Origin of the sequence: Actinomycetospora straminea (assembly GCF_028737255.1) — a bacterium.
Lineage (GTDB): Bacteria > Actinomycetota > Actinomycetes > Mycobacteriales > Pseudonocardiaceae > Actinomycetospora > Actinomycetospora straminea.
On the sequence record NZ_JAQZAN010000005.1, the window covers coordinates 152,157 to 172,520 of the forward strand.

The 20,364-nt window shown below is 76.5% G+C and carries 22 protein-coding genes; 8 read left to right on the top strand and 14 right to left on the bottom strand.

Going from position 1 to position 20,364, the window contains the following annotated elements:
• Positions 1-3 precede the first annotated feature (3 nt).
• Positions 4-1,344, bottom strand: coding sequence for a sensor histidine kinase (locus PH190_RS09710; RefSeq protein WP_274231300.1), 1,341 nt, complete (start codon positions 1,342-1,344; stop codon positions 4-6).
• A 1-nt stretch (position 1,345) separates the two neighbouring features.
• Positions 1,346-2,008, bottom strand: a complete 663-nt coding sequence (locus PH190_RS09715; RefSeq protein ID WP_274231301.1) for a response regulator transcription factor — start codon at positions 2,006-2,008, stop codon at positions 1,346-1,348.
• A gap of 120 nt (positions 2,009-2,128) precedes the next feature.
• Here PH190_RS09715 and PH190_RS09720 point away from each other — a divergent pair, with 120 nt between their 5' ends.
• Complete coding sequence (locus tag PH190_RS09720; RefSeq protein ID WP_274231302.1) at positions 2,129-2,917, top strand: metal-dependent transcriptional regulator; 789 nt, start codon at positions 2,129-2,131, stop codon at positions 2,915-2,917.
• On the opposite strand, the gene PH190_RS09725 is transcribed toward PH190_RS09720, so the two are convergent.
• Genes PH190_RS09725 through PH190_RS09735 form a run of 3 tightly spaced genes read right to left on the bottom strand, consistent with a single transcriptional unit; the run spans position 2,905 to position 6,520 of the window.
• Positions 2,905-3,945 carry an ABC transporter ATP-binding protein gene (locus PH190_RS09725; RefSeq protein ID WP_274231390.1) on the bottom strand — a complete coding sequence of 347 codons (1,041 nt, stop codon included), beginning with the start codon at positions 3,943-3,945 and terminating at the stop codon, positions 2,905-2,907. The two genes, PH190_RS09720 and PH190_RS09725, sit on opposite strands and share 13 nt — an antisense overlap.
• Positions 3,946-3,950: 5 nt before the next feature.
• Complete coding sequence (locus PH190_RS09730) at positions 3,951-5,465, bottom strand: ABC transporter permease (protein WP_274231303.1); 1,515 nt, start codon at positions 5,463-5,465, stop codon at positions 3,951-3,953.
• A 23-nt stretch (positions 5,466-5,488) separates the two neighbouring features.
• Positions 5,489-6,520: an iron ABC transporter substrate-binding protein gene (locus PH190_RS09735; RefSeq protein ID WP_274231391.1), complete on the bottom strand. Its 1,032-nt coding sequence runs from the start codon at positions 6,518-6,520 to the stop codon at positions 5,489-5,491.
• A 204-nt stretch (positions 6,521-6,724) separates the two neighbouring features.
• Between PH190_RS09735 and PH190_RS09740 the strand changes: the two genes are divergently transcribed.
• From PH190_RS09740 to PH190_RS09750, 3 genes are read left to right on the top strand one after another with little or no spacing between them, the layout of a single operon-like run.
• On the top strand, positions 6,725-7,537 hold the full coding sequence (locus PH190_RS09740; protein ID WP_274231304.1) for an aldolase/citrate lyase family protein: 813 nt from the start codon (positions 6,725-6,727) through the stop codon (positions 7,535-7,537).
• A 4-nt stretch (positions 7,538-7,541) separates the two neighbouring features.
• Complete coding sequence (locus tag PH190_RS09745; protein WP_274231305.1) at positions 7,542-8,408, top strand: NAD-dependent epimerase/dehydratase family protein; 867 nt, start codon at positions 7,542-7,544, stop codon at positions 8,406-8,408.
• Positions 8,405-9,088 (top strand): glycosyltransferase, encoded by a 684-nt coding sequence (locus PH190_RS09750; RefSeq protein WP_274231306.1) that lies wholly within the window; start codon positions 8,405-8,407, stop codon positions 9,086-9,088. Before PH190_RS09745 ends, PH190_RS09750 begins: the two co-directional genes overlap by 4 nt.
• On the opposite strand, the gene PH190_RS09755 is transcribed toward PH190_RS09750, so the two are convergent.
• On the bottom strand, positions 9,070-10,542 hold the full coding sequence (locus PH190_RS09755) for a glycosyltransferase family 39 protein (RefSeq protein ID WP_274231307.1): 1,473 nt from the start codon (positions 10,540-10,542) through the stop codon (positions 9,070-9,072). The genes PH190_RS09750 and PH190_RS09755 overlap by 19 nt on opposite strands.
• Positions 10,543-10,551: 9 nt before the next feature.
• On the opposite strand from PH190_RS09755, the gene PH190_RS09760 reads away from it, so the two are divergent.
• Positions 10,552-10,974: a GtrA family protein gene (locus PH190_RS09760; RefSeq protein WP_274231308.1), complete on the top strand. Its 423-nt coding sequence runs from the start codon at positions 10,552-10,554 to the stop codon at positions 10,972-10,974.
• Here the strand turns inward: PH190_RS09760 and PH190_RS09765 are convergent, their stop codons facing one another.
• Positions 10,975-11,838 (bottom strand): helix-turn-helix domain-containing protein, encoded by an 864-nt coding sequence (locus tag PH190_RS09765; RefSeq protein ID WP_274231309.1) that lies wholly within the window; start codon positions 11,836-11,838, stop codon positions 10,975-10,977.
• A gap of 165 nt (positions 11,839-12,003) precedes the next feature.
• Here PH190_RS09765 and PH190_RS09770 point away from each other — a divergent pair, with 165 nt between their 5' ends.
• Entirely contained in the window at positions 12,004-12,867 is an 864-nt protein-coding gene (locus PH190_RS09770) for an SDR family oxidoreductase (protein WP_274231310.1), read from the top strand.
• Positions 12,868-12,893: 26 nt separating this feature from the next.
• On the opposite strand, the gene PH190_RS09775 is transcribed toward PH190_RS09770, so the two are convergent.
• Positions 12,894-13,286, bottom strand: a complete 393-nt coding sequence (locus PH190_RS09775) for a VOC family protein (protein ID WP_274231311.1) — start codon at positions 13,284-13,286, stop codon at positions 12,894-12,896.
• 89 nt (positions 13,287-13,375) lie between these two features.
• On the opposite strand from PH190_RS09775, the gene PH190_RS09780 reads away from it, so the two are divergent.
• Positions 13,376-13,870, top strand: a complete 495-nt coding sequence (locus PH190_RS09780) for a MarR family winged helix-turn-helix transcriptional regulator (protein WP_274231312.1) — start codon at positions 13,376-13,378, stop codon at positions 13,868-13,870.
• Positions 13,871-13,883: 13 nt separating this feature from the next.
• Here the strand turns inward: PH190_RS09780 and PH190_RS09785 are convergent, their stop codons facing one another.
• From PH190_RS09785 to PH190_RS09795, 3 genes are all read right to left on the bottom strand, one after another.
• A complete protein-coding gene (locus PH190_RS09785; protein WP_274231313.1) occupies positions 13,884-14,354 on the bottom strand; it encodes a DUF7144 family membrane protein in 471 nt (156 codons plus the stop codon).
• A 62-nt stretch (positions 14,355-14,416) separates the two neighbouring features.
• Complete coding sequence (locus PH190_RS09790; RefSeq protein WP_274231314.1) at positions 14,417-14,866, bottom strand: nuclear transport factor 2 family protein; 450 nt, start codon at positions 14,864-14,866, stop codon at positions 14,417-14,419.
• A 5-nt stretch (positions 14,867-14,871) separates the two neighbouring features.
• Entirely contained in the window at positions 14,872-15,660 is a 789-nt protein-coding gene (locus PH190_RS09795) for an alpha/beta fold hydrolase (RefSeq protein ID WP_274231315.1), read from the bottom strand.
• A 169-nt stretch (positions 15,661-15,829) separates the two neighbouring features.
• Here PH190_RS09795 and PH190_RS09800 point away from each other — a divergent pair, with 169 nt between their 5' ends.
• A complete protein-coding gene (locus PH190_RS09800) occupies positions 15,830-16,354 on the top strand; it encodes a hypothetical protein (RefSeq protein WP_274231316.1) in 525 nt (174 codons plus the stop codon).
• An 11-nt stretch (positions 16,355-16,365) separates the two neighbouring features.
• On the opposite strand, the gene PH190_RS09805 is transcribed toward PH190_RS09800, so the two are convergent.
• The 3 genes from PH190_RS09805 to PH190_RS09815 form a co-directional block, all read right to left on the bottom strand.
• Entirely contained in the window at positions 16,366-17,982 is a 1,617-nt protein-coding gene (locus PH190_RS09805) for an MFS transporter (RefSeq protein WP_274231317.1), read from the bottom strand.
• Positions 17,983-18,206: 224 nt separating this feature from the next.
• A complete protein-coding gene (locus PH190_RS09810) occupies positions 18,207-19,895 on the bottom strand; it encodes an alpha/beta hydrolase (protein ID WP_274231318.1) in 1,689 nt (562 codons plus the stop codon).
• A gap of 84 nt (positions 19,896-19,979) precedes the next feature.
• On the bottom strand, positions 19,980-20,258 hold the full coding sequence (locus PH190_RS09815; protein ID WP_274231319.1) for a hypothetical protein: 279 nt from the start codon (positions 20,256-20,258) through the stop codon (positions 19,980-19,982).
• Positions 20,259-20,364 lie beyond the last annotated feature (106 nt).

The following is a 20,364-nucleotide window of genomic DNA, read 5'->3' on the forward strand; positions in this document are numbered from 1 at the left end:
CCGTCAGGAGCCGGCCGCCCCGGCGAGCCGTCGCCGCGGGCGCCGGGGGGCGCCGGTGCGCGGCAGCCGGGCGACGGCCGTCGTCCCCCGGCCGGGCGCGCTGGTGAGCTCCAGGTCGCCCCCGCGGTCGGCGAGGACGCCCCGCACGAGCAGCAGCCCGACGTGGCCCGGACCGGCCGGCGCCGCGACGTCGAACCCCGCGCCGTCGTCGACCACCGTGAGCGCGATCCCGTCGCCGCGCGCGACGTCGTCGACCGTGACCTCGATCCGCGACGCGCCGGCGTGCCGGACGGCGTTGCGCACCAGCTCGTGGGCCACCCGGTACAGCACGACCGCGACGTCCTCGGGCAGCGCGGGGTCGTCCGGGCCCTCGACGGAGACCACGGTCCCGGGGGTGGACAGCTGCGCGGCCAGCTCGCGCAGCGACGCCACGAGCCCGTGCGCCGCGACGGTGGGCCGGGCGAGGTCGTCGAGCAGCGCGCGCAGGCGCACCACCTCGTCGGCGAGCAGGTCGTGCGCGTGCCCGATCACCGACGACCGCTCCCGGGGCTCGCCGTCCTCGGCCCGCGCGATCTCGAGGAGCAGCCCGACGCCGGCGAGGTCGGGGATGACGCCCTCGTGGAGACGCTGGGCGATCTCGCGGCGCGCGGTCTCGGCGGCGGCGAGCGCGTAGTCGCGGGCCGCCTGCTCGTCGGCGCGTCGCCGCGCCGTGCGGCGGGCGGACGCGACCGTCCAGGGCAGCGTGGCCAGGGCCAGCACGAGCAGGGCGGCGACGGTCACCGCCACCACGGGCCGGGCGGCGTCCCAGACCGCGGTCTCCTCGTCGACGGTGACGTAGAGCTCGAGCGACGCCTCGGTACCCGTCGCGTCGCGGAACGACGTGAAGACCTCGAGCAGCGCGTGCGAGCGGGAGCTCTCGAACCGGTGCTCGGGATCGTCGGGCACGGGCTGGACCGGCAACGCGCCGTCCTGGAACTGCGCCAGCGGGACCGTGGCGCCCTCCACCCGCGGCTCGTCGGAGTAGACGATCCGCGCGGTGCCGTCGCGCAGGGACCAGATCTTCGCGCGCGACATGATCCCGCTCGCGAGGAACGGCCGCAGGGCCTCGTCGAGCTCCTGGCGGGTGGCCGCGTCGACGGGCCGCGTCAGGTCGTGGCGGGACACCGCACCGCCGACCGCCGCCACGACCCGGCGCGCCGAGACCTCGGCCTCCCGGTAGGCGTCCTCGCGGGCGAACAGCGCGACGCCGGACGTCACGGCCGCGACGGCGACCAGGATGACGACGAGGGCGACGACCGCGTGGCGGACGAGCGCCGCCCGCACGACCCCGCGCCCGCCGGCCACGTCAGTACCTCGAACCGATGCTGATGAGTCCCCGGCGGTGCGCGGCGACCACGGCCCCGAGCTGGCTGCGCGCGCCCAGCTTGGCCATCACCGCCTTGACGTGCCCGCGGACGGTGTGCAGCGAGATGCCCAGGTCCGCCGCGATCCCCGCGGGGTCGCGGCCCTGCCCGAGCAGCCGCAGGACGTCCTGCTCGCGGTGGGTCAGCTCGACCCGGCCCGTCTGCCCGGGGTGGTGCCCGGCGTCGACCGGGGGCCGTGCGGCGCCGGGCATGCGCAGGGCGTCGAGGACCCGGTCGAGGGTGCCCTCCTTGGTGAGGAACGCGTCCGCCCCCGCCGCGGTGGCGCGCTCGACGAGGTCGGGCCGGCCGTAGGCGGTCAGGACCACCACCCGCACGCCCGGCCGGATCTCGGTCAGCGCGGCGACGACGTCCAGCCCCGACGCGTCGGGCAGGTCGAGGTCGACGATGGCGGCGTCGAAGGCGGTGCGGCGGGCGTGCGCCAGGGCCTCGCCCGCGGAGTGGGCGACCGTCACCGACCCCACGTCCTCCTGACGCTCGAGCCCGAGGCGGAGGGCGTCGGTGAACACGCGGTGGTCGTCCACCACGAGGACGCTCCTCGCGGTCACCGGGCGGGCCGCGAGCGCATCCGGATCCGCGCTGCGCACCCCCTCATTGTAGGGAGACGGGGGCCGTCGTCATGAGGCTAGCCTCGCCTGCGGCAGAGGCTCCGGCGCGGCCGGTCGGGCGGTCGGAGCGGCCGGTCACCACCGGGACGGAGTCCGGTCATGGCGAGCGCGGCACGCCTGCGGACGGTCCCCCCGGAGCCGTCCCACCACGACCGGCGTCGGATGTTCCTCGACGCCGGGCGGATGTACCTGCGCATCCTCTTCGAGCTCGAGGAGGAGGGGCTGCCGGCACGCCACCAGGAGCTGTGGCGACGCCTCGGGGCGAGCCGGCCGACCGTGTGGCAGCAGGTCGACCGGCTGGTGCTCGACGGGTTGGTCGAGGTGACCCCGGAGAAGCACCTGGTCCTGACCCCGCGCGGCCGGGCGGACGCGGCCGCGGTGATCCGCAAGCACCGCCTCGCCGAGACCTTCCTCCTCGAGGTGGTGGGCCTGCCCTGGGACCTCGCCCACGTCGAGGCGTCCCGCTGGCAGCACGTCATCGGCGCCGAGGCCGAGCGGAAGATGTCCGCGCGGCTGGGCGACCCGACCTGGACCCCGTTCGGCACCCCGATCCCGCCGGTGGGCGCCGCCGGTCACGAGCACCCCGGGGAGGTCGGTCCGGTCCTCGTCCCGCTCGCCGACGCCGTGGGCGACGAGACGTCCCGGGTGACGCTGCGCCGGGTGCCCGAGCGCCTGCAGACCGACCGCGACCTCCTCGTCGCGCTCGAGGACGCCGGTGCGCTGCCCGGCGAGACCGTGGCGGTCGTGCGCGCCGACCGCCGCACGGGCGACGTGCAGCTCACCGGGACACACGGGTCGGTCGTCGTCCCGGGCCCCGTCGCCCGGTCCTTGCTGGTGTCCCGGCTCCCCGCGCGCCGGCGGGCTCCCCGGCGCCGTCAGACCCGGTAGGCCGTGACGGCGCCGCGCACGGCCACGGTGACGTCGTCGCCGGGCAGGACGTCGGCGTCGCCGGGGAGCCGGGCCGCGACCACCACGGCGTCCTCCGCCCCGGCGCCCACGGCCAGCTCCACCGTGAGGTCCGGGCCGCGGAACTCGCGGGTCCGGACGCGCGCTGGCACCCCCGGACCGTCGCGGCCCACCACGAGCTGTTCGGGGCGGACCAGCACCCGGACCTGCGTGGCGTCCGGCCCGTCGCCGCGCAGCGCGAGGTCCCCGAGCGCGCAGGAGACCCGCCCGGCGGCCGCGCGCCGGCCGTCGAGCAGGACCGCGTCGCCGACGAGCGCGCCCACCCCGGGGTCGACGGGGTCCCGGTAGATCGCGGCCGGCGCGTCCACCTGGGCGATGACCCCGTCCCGCATCACCGCCACCTGGTCGGCCAGCGCGAGCGCCTCCGCCCGGTCGTGGGTGACGAGCAGCGCCGTGGCCCCGGCGGCGGCGAGCGCCTTGGCGACGGCGCGCTGGGTGTCGGCGCGCAGCCCGGCGTCGAGCGAGGAGAAGGGCTCGTCGAGCAGGACGACCGCGGGTTCCGGCGCGAGCGCGCGGGCGAGGGCGACGCGCTGCTGCTGGCCGCCGGAGAGCTCGTGGGGGTGGCGGTCGGCCAGCTCCGGGGCGAGGTCGACGGTCTCGAGCAGGGCCGCCACCCGGGCGCCGCCCTGCCGGCGCTCGCGCCGGGGCAGGCCGAACAGCACGTTCGCCGCGACGGTGAGGTGCGGGAAGAGCGAGCCCTCCTGCGTGAGGTAGCCGATGCCGCGCTGCTCAGGGGGCAGCGCCCGCCCGGGGCCGGCGACGGTGCGCCCGTGCAGCGCGACCGTGCCCGCGTCGGGACGGTCGAAGCCCGCGACGATGCGCAGCAGGGTCGTCTTGCCGCACCCCGACCGGCCCAGGACGGCCGTCAGCGTGCCCGGCGGGGCGGTCAGCGTGACGCCGCGCAGCACGGGGGTCGCGCCGAAGGCCTTGGTGACGCCCTCGACCACCATCCCGGTCACGTCCGCACCCCGGCGTGGACGTGGCGCGTGAGCAGGAACGCCGCGGGCACCGAGATGAGCACCATCGTCGCCGCGTAGGGCGCGGCCGCGCCGTAGGCCAGCGCCGTCGCCTTGCCCCAGAACGCCGTCGCGAGCGTCGTCGTGCCGGTGGGGGCGAGGAGCAGGGTGGCCGTGAGCTCGGTGGAGACCGCGAGGAACACCAGCGCCGCGGCCGCCCCGGCGCCCCGCGCGAGCAGCGGCGCGGTGACCCGGACGAGCACGGCGGCCGGTGGCGAGCCGAGCCCGTGCGCGACGTCCTCGAGCTCCGGCGGCAGGCGCACCAGCGCCGCGCGCAGGTTCACCAGCGCGAGGGGCATGAAGAGGATCGCGTACGCGGTGATCAGCAGCGGCGTGGTCTGGTACAGCCCGGGCACGAGCCGGATCGCGACGATGATCAGCGCCAGGGCCACGACGATGCCGGGCAGCGCGTTGCCGAGGTACGCGGTGCGCTCGAGCAGGCGCGGGAGCCGGCCCGGGCGGCGGACCGCGAGCCAGGCGACGGGGAAGGTCAGCGCCGTCGTCACCGCCGCGGCGAGCAGGCCGAGCCCGATCGAGGTCACGGTCGCGGTGAGGAGCGGCCCGGCCTCCAGGGTCGTCGAGCGCCCTTCCAGCAGCCAGCGGACGAGGCTCGCCAGCGGCACCCCCAGCGCGGCGACGACGAGCAGCCCGACGCCCAGCAGCGCCGGGACCCGCGCGGCGCCGAGCGGGGTCCGGGCCCGGCGGCGGGCCGCCCCCGACCCCACGCGCGCCCGGCGCGCCCGCCCGACCAGGGCCACGTCGACCGCCAGCAGCACCAGGCAGAGCACGACGAGCACCCCCGCCAGCACGATCGCCCCCGGGCCCGCGAAGGTGGACTCGAAGAGGTCGTAGATCGCGACCGTGACGGTGGGGTAGCGCAGCAGCGCCAGCGCGCCGTACTCGGCGAGCAGGTGCAGCCCGACGAGCAGCGCCCCGCCGACGATCGCCGGACGCATCGCCGGGAGCACGACGCGGACCGCGGCCGCGCCCGCCGAGAGCCCGAGGGCGCGGGCGACGTCCTCCTGGTCGCGATCCAGGCCGCGCAGCACCGCCGCGACGGGCAGGTGCACGAGCGGGAAGTAGGACATGGTCGTCACGACGAGCGCGCCGACGAACCCGTCGACGCCCGGCAGCACCGAGACCCACGCGTAGCTGGTGACGAACGCCGGCACGGCGAGCGGCGCGGCGAACAGCGCGCCCCACACGGGAGCGCCGGGGAGGTCGGTGCGCTCGGTGACCCACGCCGTGGCGGTGCCGAGGACCGCGCACGCCGTGGCCGTCGCGACCAGGAGCACCGTGGTGTTGACCAGCAGCTCGCCCACCCGGGGCCGCCACACGAGGTCCACGATCCCGCGGGGGCCCAGGAGGACCGCCGACACCGCGATGTAGCCGACCGGGAGGAGCGCGAGCAGGGCGGCCGCCGAGGCGACGGCGACGCGCAGCGGGTCCCCCACGCGCGCGCGTCGACCGACGACGGTCACAGCAAGCCGGCCTGCTGCATCATCTGCACGATCTTCGGGCCGTTGAGGGCGTTGAGGTCCACGGGCGGCGGGCGCAGCTCGGCGAAGGGCTTGAGCGCGGGGTTGGCGGGCACGCCGGCGCCGACGGTGTACTCGAGGTTCTCCGACCGCGCGAGCACCTGCTGCCCCGCCGCGCCGGCGAGGAACGCGAGCAGCTGCTGGGCCTCGGCGGGGCGCTTGCTCGAGGCGAGGACGCCGCCGCCCGAGACCGAGAGGAACCCGCCCGCGTCGCCGTCGGTGTAGAACTGCAGCTGGGTGTTGGCGCTGTTCGCGCCCGACTCGGCGCGGTCCTGGTACCAGTAGTAGTGGTAGATGATCCCGGCCGGGACCTCCCCGCGGTTCACGGCCTGCATCGTCGCGGTGTTGCTCTGGTAGATCCGCCCGTTGGCCTTGAGCCCGGCCAGCCACTGCTGGGTGGCGGCGTCGCCGTTGAGGGCGTTCACCGCCGAGACGATCGCCTGGAAGTCGGCGCCGCCCGGCGGGAACGCGATCCGTCCCTGCCACGCGGGCTGGGCGAACTCGAGGATCGAGGCGGGCAGCTGGTCCGCGCGCACCAGGCTCGGGTTGTAGACGACGACCGTGGTCCGCGCCGCGATGCCCACCCAGTCGCCGCGGTTCGACGAGTACTGCGCGGGCACCTGCGCCCGGGTGGCCGGATCGACGGGCGCGAAGAGGCCGGCGCCGGAGACCAGCGACATCGCCGGCGAGTTCTCGGTGATGAACACGTCGGCCGGCGACGCGGCGCCCTCGGCGACGAGCTGGTTGCCGAGCTCGAAGTCGCCGCCCTTGCGGATCTGCACCGGGATGCCGGTCTGCCGCGTGAACTCGTCGACCCAGAGCCGGCCGAGGTCCTCGTGCTGGGCGTTGTAGAGCGTGATCGTGCGGTCCTCGGGCGCCGGCGCACCGCCGCACGCGGCCGCGGCGAGCAGCGCCACGCCGGCCACCGCCGCGAGCACGACCCGGACGATCCGCCGCCCCTGCACCACCATCACGCACGCCTCCTCGGGGCGTGGTGACCTGGGGAGCGGTCGATAGGCACGCCTCACCTAACGAACCGTCGCCTCACCCCCGCGTACACCCCCAAAATGGGGCGTTTTCGTCCCTTTCGGCTGTGCCAAGTTGTGGACCCGTTGCGCTGAACGCGTCAAGGGTGGTGAGGCTTCGCTAAGTCCTCACGGGAGCTGGAGAGAGCCGTGGACCTGTTCGTCTTCTCGACCTCCGGGCCCGACGTGGCCCGCCTGGTCGGGGGTGGGGCCGCCGGAGCGGTGATCGACTGGGAGCGCCGCGGAAAGGCCCGCCGCCAGCTCGGCGAGGACACGCAGATCAACCACGACACGCCCCGGGACCTGCGCGCGGTCCGGGCCGCCACGACGGCCCGGGTCGTCTGCCGGATCAACCCGGTGGGCCGGTGGACCGCCGGCGAGGTACGGCGCGCCGTCGCGCTCGGCGCCGACGAGGTGCTGGTGCCGATGCTGCGCCGCCCCGACGAGGTCGCGCACGTCGTGGACCTCGCCGCCGGGCGGTGCGGCGTGGCCGCCATGGTCGAGACGCAGGACGCCGTCGAGGCGGTCGACGCCCTCGTCGCCCGCCCGCTGGCGCGGGTGTACGTGGGGCTGAACGACCTGCGGATCGACCGCGGGGCGCGCGCCGGCCTGTTCGAGCCCATGGTGGACGGCACCGTCGAGCACGTCCGCGCGCGCGTCGCCGCGGCCGGCCACCCGTTCGGCGTCGCCGGGCTGACCCGCCCCGACGCCGGCCACCCGGTGCCGTCCGCGCTGCTCATGGCCGAGATGGACCGCCTCGGCGTCGACTTCACGTTCCTGCGGCGCTCGTTCCACGCCGACACCGCCGACCGCGACCCCGCCGCCGAGATCGGGCGCATCCACGCCGCGCTCGCCCTGGCGAGCACGCGCGACGCCCGCCGGCGGGCCGAGGACCGCGCGGCGTTCGCGCGGGCGATCGCGGCGGCCGCGCCGGTCGGGCTCCCCGCGCCCGTCCCGGTCTGACGGCGTGCACGCGCTCGTCACGGGCGCCGGCGGGTTCGTCGGGCGCCACCTCGTCGCACGGCTGCGCGCGGACGGCTGGACGGTCACCGCCCTCACCCGCGAGCGGGTCGACCTCACCGACCCCGTCGCCGCCACCGCCGCCGTGCGCGCGGCGGACCCGGACGTCGTCTTCAGCCTGGCCGCGGCGCGGGCGCGCGAGGACGCCCGGGCGCGCGCGGCGACCACCGCCGTCAACACGAGCCCGTGGCTGGTCGACGCGCTCGGGCCGCGGTGCCGGGCGGTCGTGCGGCTCGGGTCGTCCACGGAGTACGCCGCGAGCGGGCGCCCGCTGACCGAGGACGCCCCGCTGAGCACCGCGAGCTTCTTCGGGGGCACCAAGGCCGCCGGCTCCCTGCTGCTGCTCGCGGGCGCCGCGGAGCGTGGCGTGCGGGCCACGGTCCTGCGCGCCTTCCAGGTCTACGGGCCCGGCGACCACCCCGGGCGCCTCGTGCCCGTCGTGCTCGCCGCGGCGGCGGCCGGCCGGCGCGTGCCGCTCACGGGCCCGGGCCGCCGGCGCGACTGGGTCTGGGTGGGCGATGTCGTCGAGGCCTGCGTGCGCGCGGCCGGCGCCGACGACCTGCCCGCGGGGACCGTGCTCAACCTCGGCACCGGCGTGCAGACCGCCAACGAGGAGCTCGTCGCCCTGGCCGCGCGCGCCACCGGTCGCCCGGTCCCCGTCGACGTCGGCGCCCACCCCGGCCGCGACTGGGACACCGGGCACTGGGTCGCCGACCCCGCCCGCGCCCGGCGCCTGCTCGGCTGGGAACCGGCGGTCGACCTCCTCGAGGGTCTGCGCCGGACGTGGCGCGCCGACCACGTAGTGGCGGCGTGACCGTCGCGGTCGTCGTCCCGGTGCACCGCAACGCCGCGACGCTCGCCGCGCTCGTCGACCGGGTCGGCGCGGCCCTCGCCGGGCAGCCGTGGCGGGTGCGCCTCGTGGTCGACGCGTGCCCCGAGGGCAGCGGCGACGTGGCCCGCGCGCTCGCCGCGCGCGATCCCTGCGTCGGCGTCAGCGAGCTCGCCGTCAACGTCGGGCAGCACGCCGCGTTGCGCCGCGGGCTCGCCGACGAGCGCGACGCCACCGCTTGGGCCTGCCTCGACGCCGACCTCCAGGACCCGCCGGAGGCCCTGCCCGCCCTGCTCGCCGCGCTGACCGGCCGCGACGTCGTGTTCGCCGGACGCCGCGGGGCCTACGAGTCGTCGGGCCGCCGCCTCACGGGCGGGGTCCACCGCCGGCTCGTCGCCGCGCTCACCGGCCTGCCGCGCGACGCCGGCGCGTTCCTCGTCCTCGGCCCGCGGGCACGGTCGGCCGTCCTCGCCGCGCCGGGCGCGCCGAGCGTCGTGGTGGCGGTGGGACCGCGCACCCGCGCCGGGGCGGGCCTGCGCGTCGCGTCCCGTCCCGTCGTCCGCGCCGCCCGGGCCGTCGGGACCTCCGCGTGGACCTCGCGGGCGCGGGCGCGGCAGTCCCTGCGGACCCTGCGGTGGTGCGTGCGTCAGCGGACCCAGCGTTGAACGACGAGCGAGGTCCAGGTCGCGCGCAGGAACCACTGCCCCTCGACCCGCCGCCCCGACGCCGCGAGCAGGTGGTCGCCGTCGACCGGGCCGGTCTCGCCGTGGATGATCCGGACCCGGACGTACCAGACCACAGGCGCGTCCGGCGCGGCGTAGACCGGCGGGACGCGCAGGTCGGGGCCCATCTGCGGGTGGCGGGTGCGGACGTAGTGCTCGAGCCCGAGCGCCGACTGCCGGTCGCCGGCCATGACGACGTCGCCGGGGCGGTGGGCGGCGGCGATCATGGCGGCGACCTCGTCGGCGCGCTCGCGGGGCGGGGCCTGCCGCAGCCCGACGGCGACGACGAGCGAGGTCACGACGAGGACGGCGCTGAGCACGGCCGCCGGACCCCCGCGCCGCCCGCGGAGCCGCCACGGCCAGCAGGCGACGCCGGCCGCGGTGAGCACCCCGAGGCCGAGCAGCGCGGGCAGGACGTAGCGGGGCTCGTAGATCGGGCGGTACTCGGTCTCGGCCACGAGCAGCGCGACGACGGGCAGGGCGAGCCAGCCGGTGACGACCACGAGCAGCCGGGTCGGCGCCCGCCACACCCCCAGCGCCGCGGTCACCGTGACGACGGCGGCCAGGACGACGCTCTTGCCCGACCAGCGCCAGGCCGCGAACAGCGGCAGCCGCCCGGCGGTGTCGTAGAGCAGCGCGGCGTTGCGGTCGGCGATGGTCCCGAGGTTCAGCGCCACGAGCCCGAGCGTCGGCGTCGCGGCCACCAGCGCGACGAGCGCGAGCCAGACCGCCCGCCGCGGCGCGAGCAGCATGCCGGCGACCGTGAGCCCCGCGACCGGCAGCAGCGCGTACCAGTGCGCCAGCCCGGCGCCGGCCGCGCACAGGCCGAAGACCAGCAGCCCGCCGCGGTCGCGGTCGAGCCAGCGCGCGAGCCCGTACGCCGTCCCGGCGGTCCCGAGCAGCGCGAGGCCGTACGAGCGCGCCTCGACGCTCCACTCGAGGACCAGCGGGTTCAGGGCCGTGACCAGCCCGGCGACCAGCCCGACCCGCCGGTCGCCCGCGAGGCGCGCCACCGCGGCGGCGAGCACGCCCGACGCGGCCGCGCCGCACGCCAGCGCGACCAGCCGCAGCGCGAGGTCGCCGTCGGTGCCGGGGACGAGCAGGACGGTGTGCGCGACGACGTACCACGGCAGGTTGTACGACGGCGGGATGTCGCGGAGGTACCAGGTGGTGCCGCGGCCCTCCCACGCCGCGCGGAGGATCTCCGCGAGCGGGCGGCGGGCCACCTCGGTGGAGAAGAGCTCGTCGTACCAGAGACCGGTGCCACGGCTGAGGATCAGCGCCCCGACCGCCAGCGCGACGATCGGCGGCACGAGGGCGACGACCCGCACCGGGAGCCGCGACACCGGCGCCGGCTGCCGCGTCGGCGTGTCGATCGCCAGGCGGCCGTCGTCCACGAGCGCATCGTGTCAGGGCCCGGGTCGCGGCGACGTCACCCCGGGCGCGGCCTCGTGGGCGGGATCGCGCGGTTCCTCGCCACCGGCCTGGTCGTGCTCCCCCTGAGCCTGGGTGTCTACCTCACGGCGGTGGCCCTCGGCGTCGACGCGATCGCCGCCCGGGCCCTCTCCTTCCTCCTCGGGACGGCGCTCGTCGCGGTGCTCCACCGGCGCTGGACGTTCCGCACCGCCGGCGTGCGCGGCGCGCTCGGGTGGACCGCGCTGCTCTACGCCGCGACCTTCGCGGTCGTCGTGGTCACCCACGGGATCGCGCTCGCCCTGCTCCCGGCGGTCGTCGCGGCGCCAGGGATCGCGGTGGCGGCGTGGGTCGTCTCCCAGGGCGTGGGGACGGCGATCAACTTCCTCGTCCTGCGCGGGGCGGTCTTCCGGTGATCAGGACGCGGGCTCGCGCGGGCCGGGCGCGAGGGTCCAGCTGGCGAGGAGATCCAGCGCCCGCCGGGAGGGCGAGCCCGGCTCGGTCGTGTAGACGAAGAGGGTGCAGTCGGCGTCGCCGGGCAGGGTGAGCGTCTCGAAGTCGACGGTGAGGTCCCCGACGACCGGGTGGCGCAGCCGCTTCGAGCCGTGGGTGCGCTGGTGGACGCGGTGCTCGTCCCACCAGGCGCGGAACTCCGCGCTCGCGTCGCGCAGCTCGGCCACCAGCTCCGTCGTCGCCCGGTCGTGCGGGTGGGCGCCGAGCTCGAGCCGCAGGCTCTCGACGGCGGCCCGGGCCTGGACCTCCCAGTCGACGAACAGCGTGCGGGCGTCCTCGTCGAGCAGCATCCACCGCGCGTAGTTGCGCTCGGCGGGCGGGCGCGCCTCGATGTCGACGAACAGCGCCCGTGCCATGCGGTTGGTGGCGAGGATGTCCGTGCGCCGCCCGAGGACCAGCGCCGGCTCGCCGTCGAGGGCGTCGAGCAGCTGGCGCAGCCCGGGACGGACCCGCTGGACGGCCCGCGAGCGGGGTCGGGGTGTGCCGGTCGTCCCGAGGAGGTGCTCGAGGTGGGTCCGCCCGGCGGCGTCGAGGTCCAGTGCCCGCGCGAGGGCCTCGACCACGGCCGGCGAGGGGACGATCCGCCGCCCCTGCTCCAGCCGCGCGTAGTAGTCGGTGGAGACGCCGGCCAGGAGCGCGACCTCCTCGCGGCGCAGCCCCGGCACGCGCCGGACCCGCGCGTCGGGAGGCAGCCCGGCCCGGGCCGGGTCGGTCTGGCTGCGCGCACGCCGCAGGAAGTCCGCGAGCTCCTGGTTCCGCCCGGTCACCGCTCCAGTGTGCCGGGCCCGGGGCTTCCTGCCTGGACCTCCGCGTCCTCGGTCGCCGGGTCCTGGGTCGCGCAGGGCCCGCGATGGCGGCCCGCACGGCCCCCGCCGCGACCACCGTGGAGATCGCGGCGGCCGCCCCTCGGCCGCACCGGCGAGAGGACACCCATGAGCTACCCCACCGACCGCCCCGCCACCTGGTTCGTCACCGGCACCTCCCGCGGTCTCGGCCTCGAGCTCGTCGCCCAGCTCCTCGAGCGGGGGGAGAACGTGGCCGCGACGACGCGGTCGGCCGCGCGGCTGACCGAGGCCCTGGCGGCGCGCTCGGCCGACACCGGTCGCCTCCTCGCCCTCGAGGTCGACCTGCGCGACCCGCGGGCGGTGGACGAGGCGGTCGCCCGCACGACCGAGCGCTTCTCCACGCTCGACGTCGTGGTCAACAACGCCGGCTACGGCTACCTCGCCGCGGTCGAGGAGACCGGTCCCGACGCGGTGCGGGACATGCTCGACGTGCAGGTCGTCGGCGTGTTCAACGTGCTGCGCGCCGCCCTGCCGGTCCTGCGCGGCCAGGGTGGCGGGCACGTCGTGAACGTCTCCTCCGTGCTGGGCCTCACCTCGGTGCCGGGCTGGGGCCTCTACTGCTCGGGCAAGTACGCGCTCGAAGGGCTGTCGGAGTCGCTGGCCGGCGAGGTGGCGGCGCACGGGATCACGGTGACGATCGTCGAGCCGGGCTACTTCCGCACCGACTTCCTCAGCAGCGACTCCCTGGCCCTGCCGGCCGACACGACCGACGCGTACCCGGACATCCGCGCGATGGTCGCCGCGCACCGGCAGATGCCCGGCACCCAGCTCGGCGACCCGGTCCGGGGCGCCGAGCAGATGATCGCGAACGTCGTCGCCGGGAACACCGAGCTGCGCCAGGTGCTCGGCTCCGACTCCCACGCCTACCTCACGGCGAAGGTGGAGGCCCTGCGCGCGACCCTCGACGCGACGCGGGACAGCGCCCCGCTCACCGATTTCGCCGCGGCCTGAGCGGCCTGAACCCGGATCCCGGCACCTCACCACGCCTCGCCGGGCCGGTAGGTGCCGAAGCTCCACTCCTGGCCCGCGGGGTCGAGGACGCGGGCGCGGCGGGTGCCCCACTCGGTGTCCTCGGGGTCGATGACGCTGCTCGCGCCCGCGGCGACGGCGCGGGCGTGGCAGTCGTCGACGTCGTCGACCAGCAGGTAGAGGCCGCGGCCGGTCGAGCGGCCGCGCAGCGGTGGTGTGGCGTAGTCGGCGTCGGTGCTGGCCACCATCAGCACGACGTCGCCGAACCGGACCTCGGCGTGCACGACCCGGCCGTCCTCGCCGTCCTGGCGACGCACCACCGCGAAGCCGACCGCCTCGAGCCAGCGCAGGGCGGCGGGCGCGTCGTCGTAGCTCAGGTAGGCGAACAGCTGCGCGCTCACGACCCCTCCTCCGCCGAGCTTCTCGGCGACAGAGATGGTCACCCGGGGAGCGGCGCGTGACAAGAGCAGCGGTCGGCGAGGATGGCGCCGTGGAGCGGGCCGAGGACCAGGAGCGTCAGCAGCTGGGCGAGGACATCGTCGCGGCGGTCCAGCGGATGGGCGTCGCCTCCCGCCGGGTCGGCGACGTCTTCGCCGCCCGGGAGGGCCTGCACGCCACCGACCTCGAGGCGCTGCTCCACGTCATGCAGGCCCAGGCGCGCAACGACCCGCCGACCGCCGGCGCGCTGGCCGCGTCCCTGGGCGTGAGCACGGGCGCCGCGACCGCGGTGATCGACCGGCTGGAGCGGGCCGGGCACGTCCGGCGCCACCGCGACGAGCACGACCGCCGCAAGGTCATCGTGCGCTACAGCGACGCGGCCCGCGCCGTGGCCGGCGAGTTCTTCGGCCCGCTCACCCGGCTCACCGACGAGGTCCTCGACACCTTCACCACGGCCGAGCTGCACACCGTCGCGCGCTTCCTCGGCGCCTACACCGACGCGATGGACCGTCACGTGCACGACGCCCGCCGCGGGCACCGGGGGTAGGTGACGCGGACCCTCACGCCGCCCGGCGGCCGGCCGGTCGGCCGTCCCAGGTCACCACGAGCGCGTACAGCACGATCACGTCGACGACGATCATGAAGATCGACCAGAGCGGGTGGGCCGGGATCCAGGCCATCTGCACCAGCATCCCGAAGCCGGTGATGCCGATGCCCAGGCCGCGGGCCCACTCGGGCGCGCCGTTGAGGAGGGCGGCGCCGGTGACGGTCAGGACCGCGCCGACGACGATGTGGACCCAGCCCCACGCCGAGATGTCGATCGCCAGGACCGTGCCCTCGACGGTGACGAAGACGTCGGGCGAGAGGAGCGCCGTGATCCCCATGATCACCGAGAAGACGCCGAGGACGGCCATCAGGATGCCGCCGAAGGCGACCCAGGCGTTCCAGGAGGCGAGGTCGGACCCCGCACCCCGCGCCCGCGGTGGTGCCCCGGCCAGATCGGTGGGCGTCGATGTCTGCTCGTGGCTCATGGCTCCTCCGCACACGAAGTGGTCGCGTCCCCGGAGGATGCGGGCGCCGCGGGTGCCTGTCCTCACCCGCGGCAGATGAGCGACGGTCCCCCGCCGGGGACGGGCGCGGCGATCCGGTGCCGGTCGGCGGCCCGTAGGTCTCGAACGCCTGGCCTCGTCGACCAGTCCGGCCAGGTCAGCTCGTGCAGCCGCAGGATCCGCCCGTCGCGGAAGGTCGCGACGAAGACCACCTCGATCGGCTGCGGCTCCTCGCCGGGCCGGCCGATCGCGATCCAGAGCCGTCCGGCGAGCCGGTCCCCGGACTCGACCCAGGCGTCCGCGTCGTACTCCACCCGGTCGGAGATCGCGGCCGCGTACACCCGCTCGTGGCCGGCCCCGAACGCCGCGAGGTCCTGGCTCTGACCGTTGGTCGTGAGCACGAACTGCGGGTCGTAGGAGGTGTCCACGAGCGAGGCGTCCTCGGCCTCCACCATGCGCGTGAACATCTCCTCCATGCGCTGCCGCGACGACACGAGCGTCAGACCGCCGGCGCGAGGAGGATGCGGGCGATCTCGGCGGGCCGCTGCAGCGGGACGAGGTGCCGCGCCCCGGGCAGCACGTGCCCGGTGGCGTCGGGCAGGGCCGCGGCGATCTCGGCCATGTGCGGCGGGGTCGCGACGGCGTCGAGCTCCGCGGCCACGACGTCCACCGGCACGGTGACCGTCGCCAGGTCGGCGAGGCCGTCGAAGGTCGCGATGCCGTCGAGGGCCTCGGCCCACCGCGCGTGGTCGGCGGCGGCGAGCCACGCCCGCACCGTGGCCGCGACGCCGTCCACCTCGGCGCGTTCCTCCGGGGTGAACCAGCGCCCGAGCAGGGTCTCGAGGTCCACCGCGCCCGCCCGCAGGGACGTCGCGAGGTCGGCGAACGGGGGGAAGGGCGACGCCCGGGTGCACAGCAGCGACAGGCGCCGGACCCGGTCGGGGTGCTCGACGGCCACCCGCTGGGCGATCTGGCCACCCCACGAGTGCCCGACGACGTGGGCGTCGCGGACGTCGAGCAGGTCGAGCACGGCCACGACGTCCGCCGCCAGCCGCGCGTCGTCCGCCACCGGCACTGGCGTCGCCGTACCGTGCCCGCGCGCGTCGACGCGCACCACGCGACGCGTCGCGGTCAGCGCCGGGATCAGGGCGTCCCAGGCGCGCAGGTCCAGCGGGGTGCCGTGCAGCAGGACCACCGCGGCGGCGTCGCGGGCGCCCTCGTCGACGACCCGCGTCCGGTGGCCGGGCGCCACCTCGACGAGGGTGGGCCCTGGCGCCGCGTCCGTCACGCCCCGGACCGTCCCGCTCGGCCGGCGACCGCGGCATCGACCGACCGGGTGAGCCGCGTGGCCGGCCCCTGGCGTGGTGCCGCTTCACCCTCCGCGGGCGTGGTCCCCCCGCCGCGGCGCCACGCACGCTCGCCACCGGCATCGGCGACGCAGGCGGGTGGAGGTCCGGGTGGCGACCACGAACGAGTCCGACGAGGCGGTGTCGTCGCGCAGCGATCTGGGTCCCGTCGCGCGGGCGCACCTGCGCAGCGCGCTGACGGGGTCGATCTTCGCGATGTCCGTGCTCGCCTACCTCGGCGACCACGACACCGCCCTGGTCACGGCCGTCGTCACGGTGGCCGGGACCGGGATCGTGATCTTCCTGGGTGAGGCCTACGCCGGGCTGCTGTCGACGGCCCTGGCCTCGGAGCGGAAGGTGCCGCGGGCCGAGGTCCGCCACGAGATCAGCGCCAGCTCGATGGCCGCCGCCCCAGGCGTCCTCGCGGGCGCCTTCCTCCTCCTCGCCGACCTCCTCGGGCTGTCGGTGCCGACCGCCGTCGACATCGGGCTCTGGCTCGGGGTCCTGACGCTCACCGGCCTCAGCCTCGTCGAGGCGCACGGGTCGCACCGGTCGGTCCTGGTGCGGGTGGGATCGGTCGTCGGCTCCGTGCTCGTCGGGGTCGCCATCATCGTCCTGAAGGCGCAGCTCCACTGAGTCCGGCCCGCTCACACCGGCGCGGGCCCCGCCTGCTCCTCCCGTGCCCTCGTGGCGGGGAGGGCACCGGTCACCAGCACGCTGGCCAGCGCGATCGCCGCGGCCGCCAGGAGCCCGGCCCGCAGTGCCTGGAGCTGGGCCTCCGCGTAGGCCTCGAGCACCACGGCCGCCTGGTCGGGCGGGACGCCGGCCGCCGCGAGCGCCGACCCCGCCTGCCCGACGGGGACGAAGTCCAGTCCGCGGGAGATGGCGACGCCGACCTGCCCCGCCAGGTCCGCGGTGAGCCGCGGGTCGCCGCCGATGCCGCGCGCCGCCGCGCCGCCCAGCGCGGCGATGAGGACGGACCCGACGAAGGCGGTGCCGAGCGAGGACCCGAGGTTCTGGGCGGTGTACTGCAACCCCCCGGCGGCGCCGCGGTCGTCCTCGCCCACGCTCGATTGGGCGATGTTGCCGAGCTGGGCCGCGAGCAGGCCCATACCGATACCGAGCAGGGCGGTCGCGCCGGCGAAGGCGGCGTCGTCGAGCTCGGGTTCGACCGTGGCGAGCAGCCAGAGGATGGCCACCACGAGGATGCCGAAGCCCAGCCGCACGGCCTGACGGGGCGCCAGGAGGCCGGCGAGGCGGGGGACGACGAGCGCCGTGACGAGCATCGTCGCCGAGATCGGCAGGAGCCGCAGCCCCGTCTGGAAGGCGTCGAGCCCCAGCACGACCTGCAGGTACAGGGGGATGGCGAAGAACAGCCCGAGCAGCACGAGGTTCTGGGCGAGCAGGCACCACAGGGCGGACCGCAACGGGGGCACCGCGGTGAGCGACCACCGGATCAGCGGGTCCTGTCCGGCCTCCTCCCGGCGGCGCACCCAGGCGCGCAGGAGGGCGAGCACGACGAGGCCCGCCGCGACGACGAAGAAGGTCGGCGCGAACCCGAGCACCGTCACCTCGGGGTCGCGGGGACGCAGCCAGCCCCACGTCGTGCTCTGGAGCACGCCGAGGACGACGAGGGCGATCCCGAGCACCGAGAGTGCGGCGCCGACCGGGTCGAGGCGGGGCCGGGGTCCGTCGAGCGGGGCGTCGTGCACCGATCGCAGCCCGGCCAGGATGAGGAGCACCAGCACGACCTCGCCGGCGAAGACCAGCCGCCAGGTGAGGTAGGTGGTCACCCAGCCGCCCAGCAGGGGCCCCACCGCGATGCCGGCCCCGGCGAGCGCGCCGACCACGCCGTAGGCGAGGGCGCGCTCGCGGCCCGCCGCGTAGTTCCCTCCCACCAGGGCCGCGAGGGCGGGCAGCACGAGGGCACCGCCGAGGCCCTCGATGACCGACCACCCGAGGGTCAGCACCGCGACGGTCGGGGCGAGGGCGGTCATCAGCGACCCGACCCCGTACACGACCAGGCCGATCGCGAACGTCCGCCGACGGCCCACCGCGTCGCCGATCTTCCCGCCCGTGAGCAGGAAGGCCGCCATGACCATCGTGTAGACGGTGATGACCCGCTGGATCGTGGTGACGTCGGTGTCGAAGTCGGCGACCAGCTGGCTGATCGACACGTTCATGACCGACGTGTCGAGCACCACGAGGAACTGCGCCGCGCCGAGGGTCAGCAGCGGCAGCCAGCGCGTCCCGCTCCCGGTCATCGCCGTCGGTGTCCCGCGATCGACCCGGCGGCCGGCCCGCCGGGCACCGGGAGGGCCGGCCGCACGGCGCCGTCGGCGGGCGGGAACGTCCGCACGGTCAGGGTGGCCATCGCCGCGACTTCCCCTCGACTCGAGGACCGGGAGGAGTCCCAGCGTCGGGGGAAGGGGCGCCCCGGGCCTCACCCCGCGGGCATGACCGGACCGCGCCTTCGCGGGCCCACGACCTACCCGATCACCCCGCGGAGGGCGGCGAGCTGGTCGGGCGCGTAGCCGGTCGGCGGCAGGACCGCGGTCCACCCGTCGACGTACCGGGAGACGTAGTTGTGCCCGTGACCGCCGGGGACGTCCACGGCGAAGGGGAGGTCGGCCGTCACCTGCCAGAAGGTCACGAACGGGATCCAGACGATGCCACCGAGGACGTCCTCGCCGGGTGGTTCGGCGATCCAGTCCGGCTCGTGCAGGGCGAGTCGCGGGCTCCACCAGACGATCGGGTCCGACGGGTTCACCATGTAGAGCACCCGGCCGCCGGACCACGGTGCGCCGACGGGCGGGATCGCGGCCGCCGGGTCGTGGGCGAAGCGCACGATCCGCCCCTGGCGGTAGACCGGCTGGACCTCGGGGCTCCCCGGATCGCGGTGGTCGGTGAACTCGCGGAACAACGGGTTGAAGTTCGGCGGCCCCGCGAACAGCACGCCGTCGGCGCGGTTGGCGAGGTCGAACTCGCCGCTGAACCCGGCCTCGGCCCCGAACGATCCGAGGCTCTCGCCGGCGAAGAACAGCAGCGGTCGCGCGTCGGGCGGCAGTGTCGTCCACACGCCGTAGACCGCGTCGACCAGGGCCCGACCGGCCTCGCGCGCCCGGGACTGGTCGACCAGGTAGGACAACCAGGACGGCAGGTAGGAGTACTGCAGGGCGACCGTGGCCGCGTCGCCGTGGGTGAGGTACTCGAAGGAGTCGACCAGGGCGGGATCGACCCACCCGCTGCCCGTCGTGACCACGACGAGCAGGGCGCGCCGTGTGAAGCCGCCGGCCCGCTCCAGGTCCCGGACCGCGAGGGCGGCGCGCGCCTCGGCGTCCGGCGCCGAGTCGAGGCCGGCGTAGGCCCGGATCGGGGCGACGGCCGGGAGCCGGCCGAGGCCCTCGATCTCCGCCGGCGTCGGACCGAGCGCCGCGAAGTTCCGTCCCTCCCGGCCCAGGGTCTCCCAGGGCACCGACGACCCCGGGCCACCGGAGCGCAGGGAGCTCGAGGGCGCCACCACGCCCTCCGCCGTGGTCGTGTCGTGCACGGAGAAGGCGCGGTCGGCCGCGTCGACCAGCCCGTCGAGCAGGAGGCCGGTCACGATCAGGTAGGCCAGGGCCGCGGCCCCCAGCCACCCCAGGGTGGTCGCCGCGCGCCGCCCGACCCAGCGGTCGAGCAGCCGCGCCAGCCGACGGAAGACCCAGCGCACCCCGCGGCCGAGCGCGAGGAGCACCCCGAACCCGACGACCGCGACGAACGGCATCGCCACCAGCAGTCCGAGGTCGGCCGGCTCCGCGCCGACGAGGCGCCGGATCTCCGCCTGCCACACCTGGCCGAGCACGACGGCCACGACGGTCACCGGGAGGGCGATCGCCGCGAACACCCGCCACGACCTCCGGCGGGGCTCGCGGGCCTCCCGGTCGGCGAACCCGCGCCAGATCGCGGCCACGAGGACACCCAGCCCGTACCCGATGGCCGCGGTGATGCCCCAGACCAGTCCCTGGACGACCCCGCCCCGCGGGAGCAGGGACGGGGTGAACGAGAGGCAGCCGAGCAGCGTCGCGCCCCAGCAGCCCGGCAGGGTCAGCCGTGGACGCCGGAGTCGCCCCGGGGGCGGCGAGCCGCTCCCGCCGGTGTCGTGGCGGTCGGGCTGGTCGGTGAGCGCGACGGTCATGATCCGCGGTCCTCCTCGCCCGCCACCCACGTCCCGGCCATGGCATCCCCGCCGACCGCTCGCCTGCCCCGTCCGCGCCGACGGTCAGCCGACCACCTTCAGACCACTCCCGATCTCGCTGACCACCTGGTTGTCGCGGTTGCGGGCCATGACGTGGCCGAGCCCGAGCAGTCCGGCGACCGGCCAGGGGATGATCTCGAAGGCGGCGAGCGCGCCGACCGTGATGAGGTAGCTGAGGCTGCCCGTCAGCGGCCAGCCCACGGGACCGATGTACGGGATCTCGACGTGCCACTCCCATCGGGGTGGGGTCTCCTCCGGGTCGCCCGTCGGGGCCGGCGGAGGGGTGGCGGCGTCGGACGTCATGGTCACTCCCACGGTCGGGACTCGGTCGGGACTCGGTGATGGCACCGTGCGCCGTCGACGCCGGACCGGCCTCATCCATCCCGGGTGATCGCGGCCCGCACGAGGC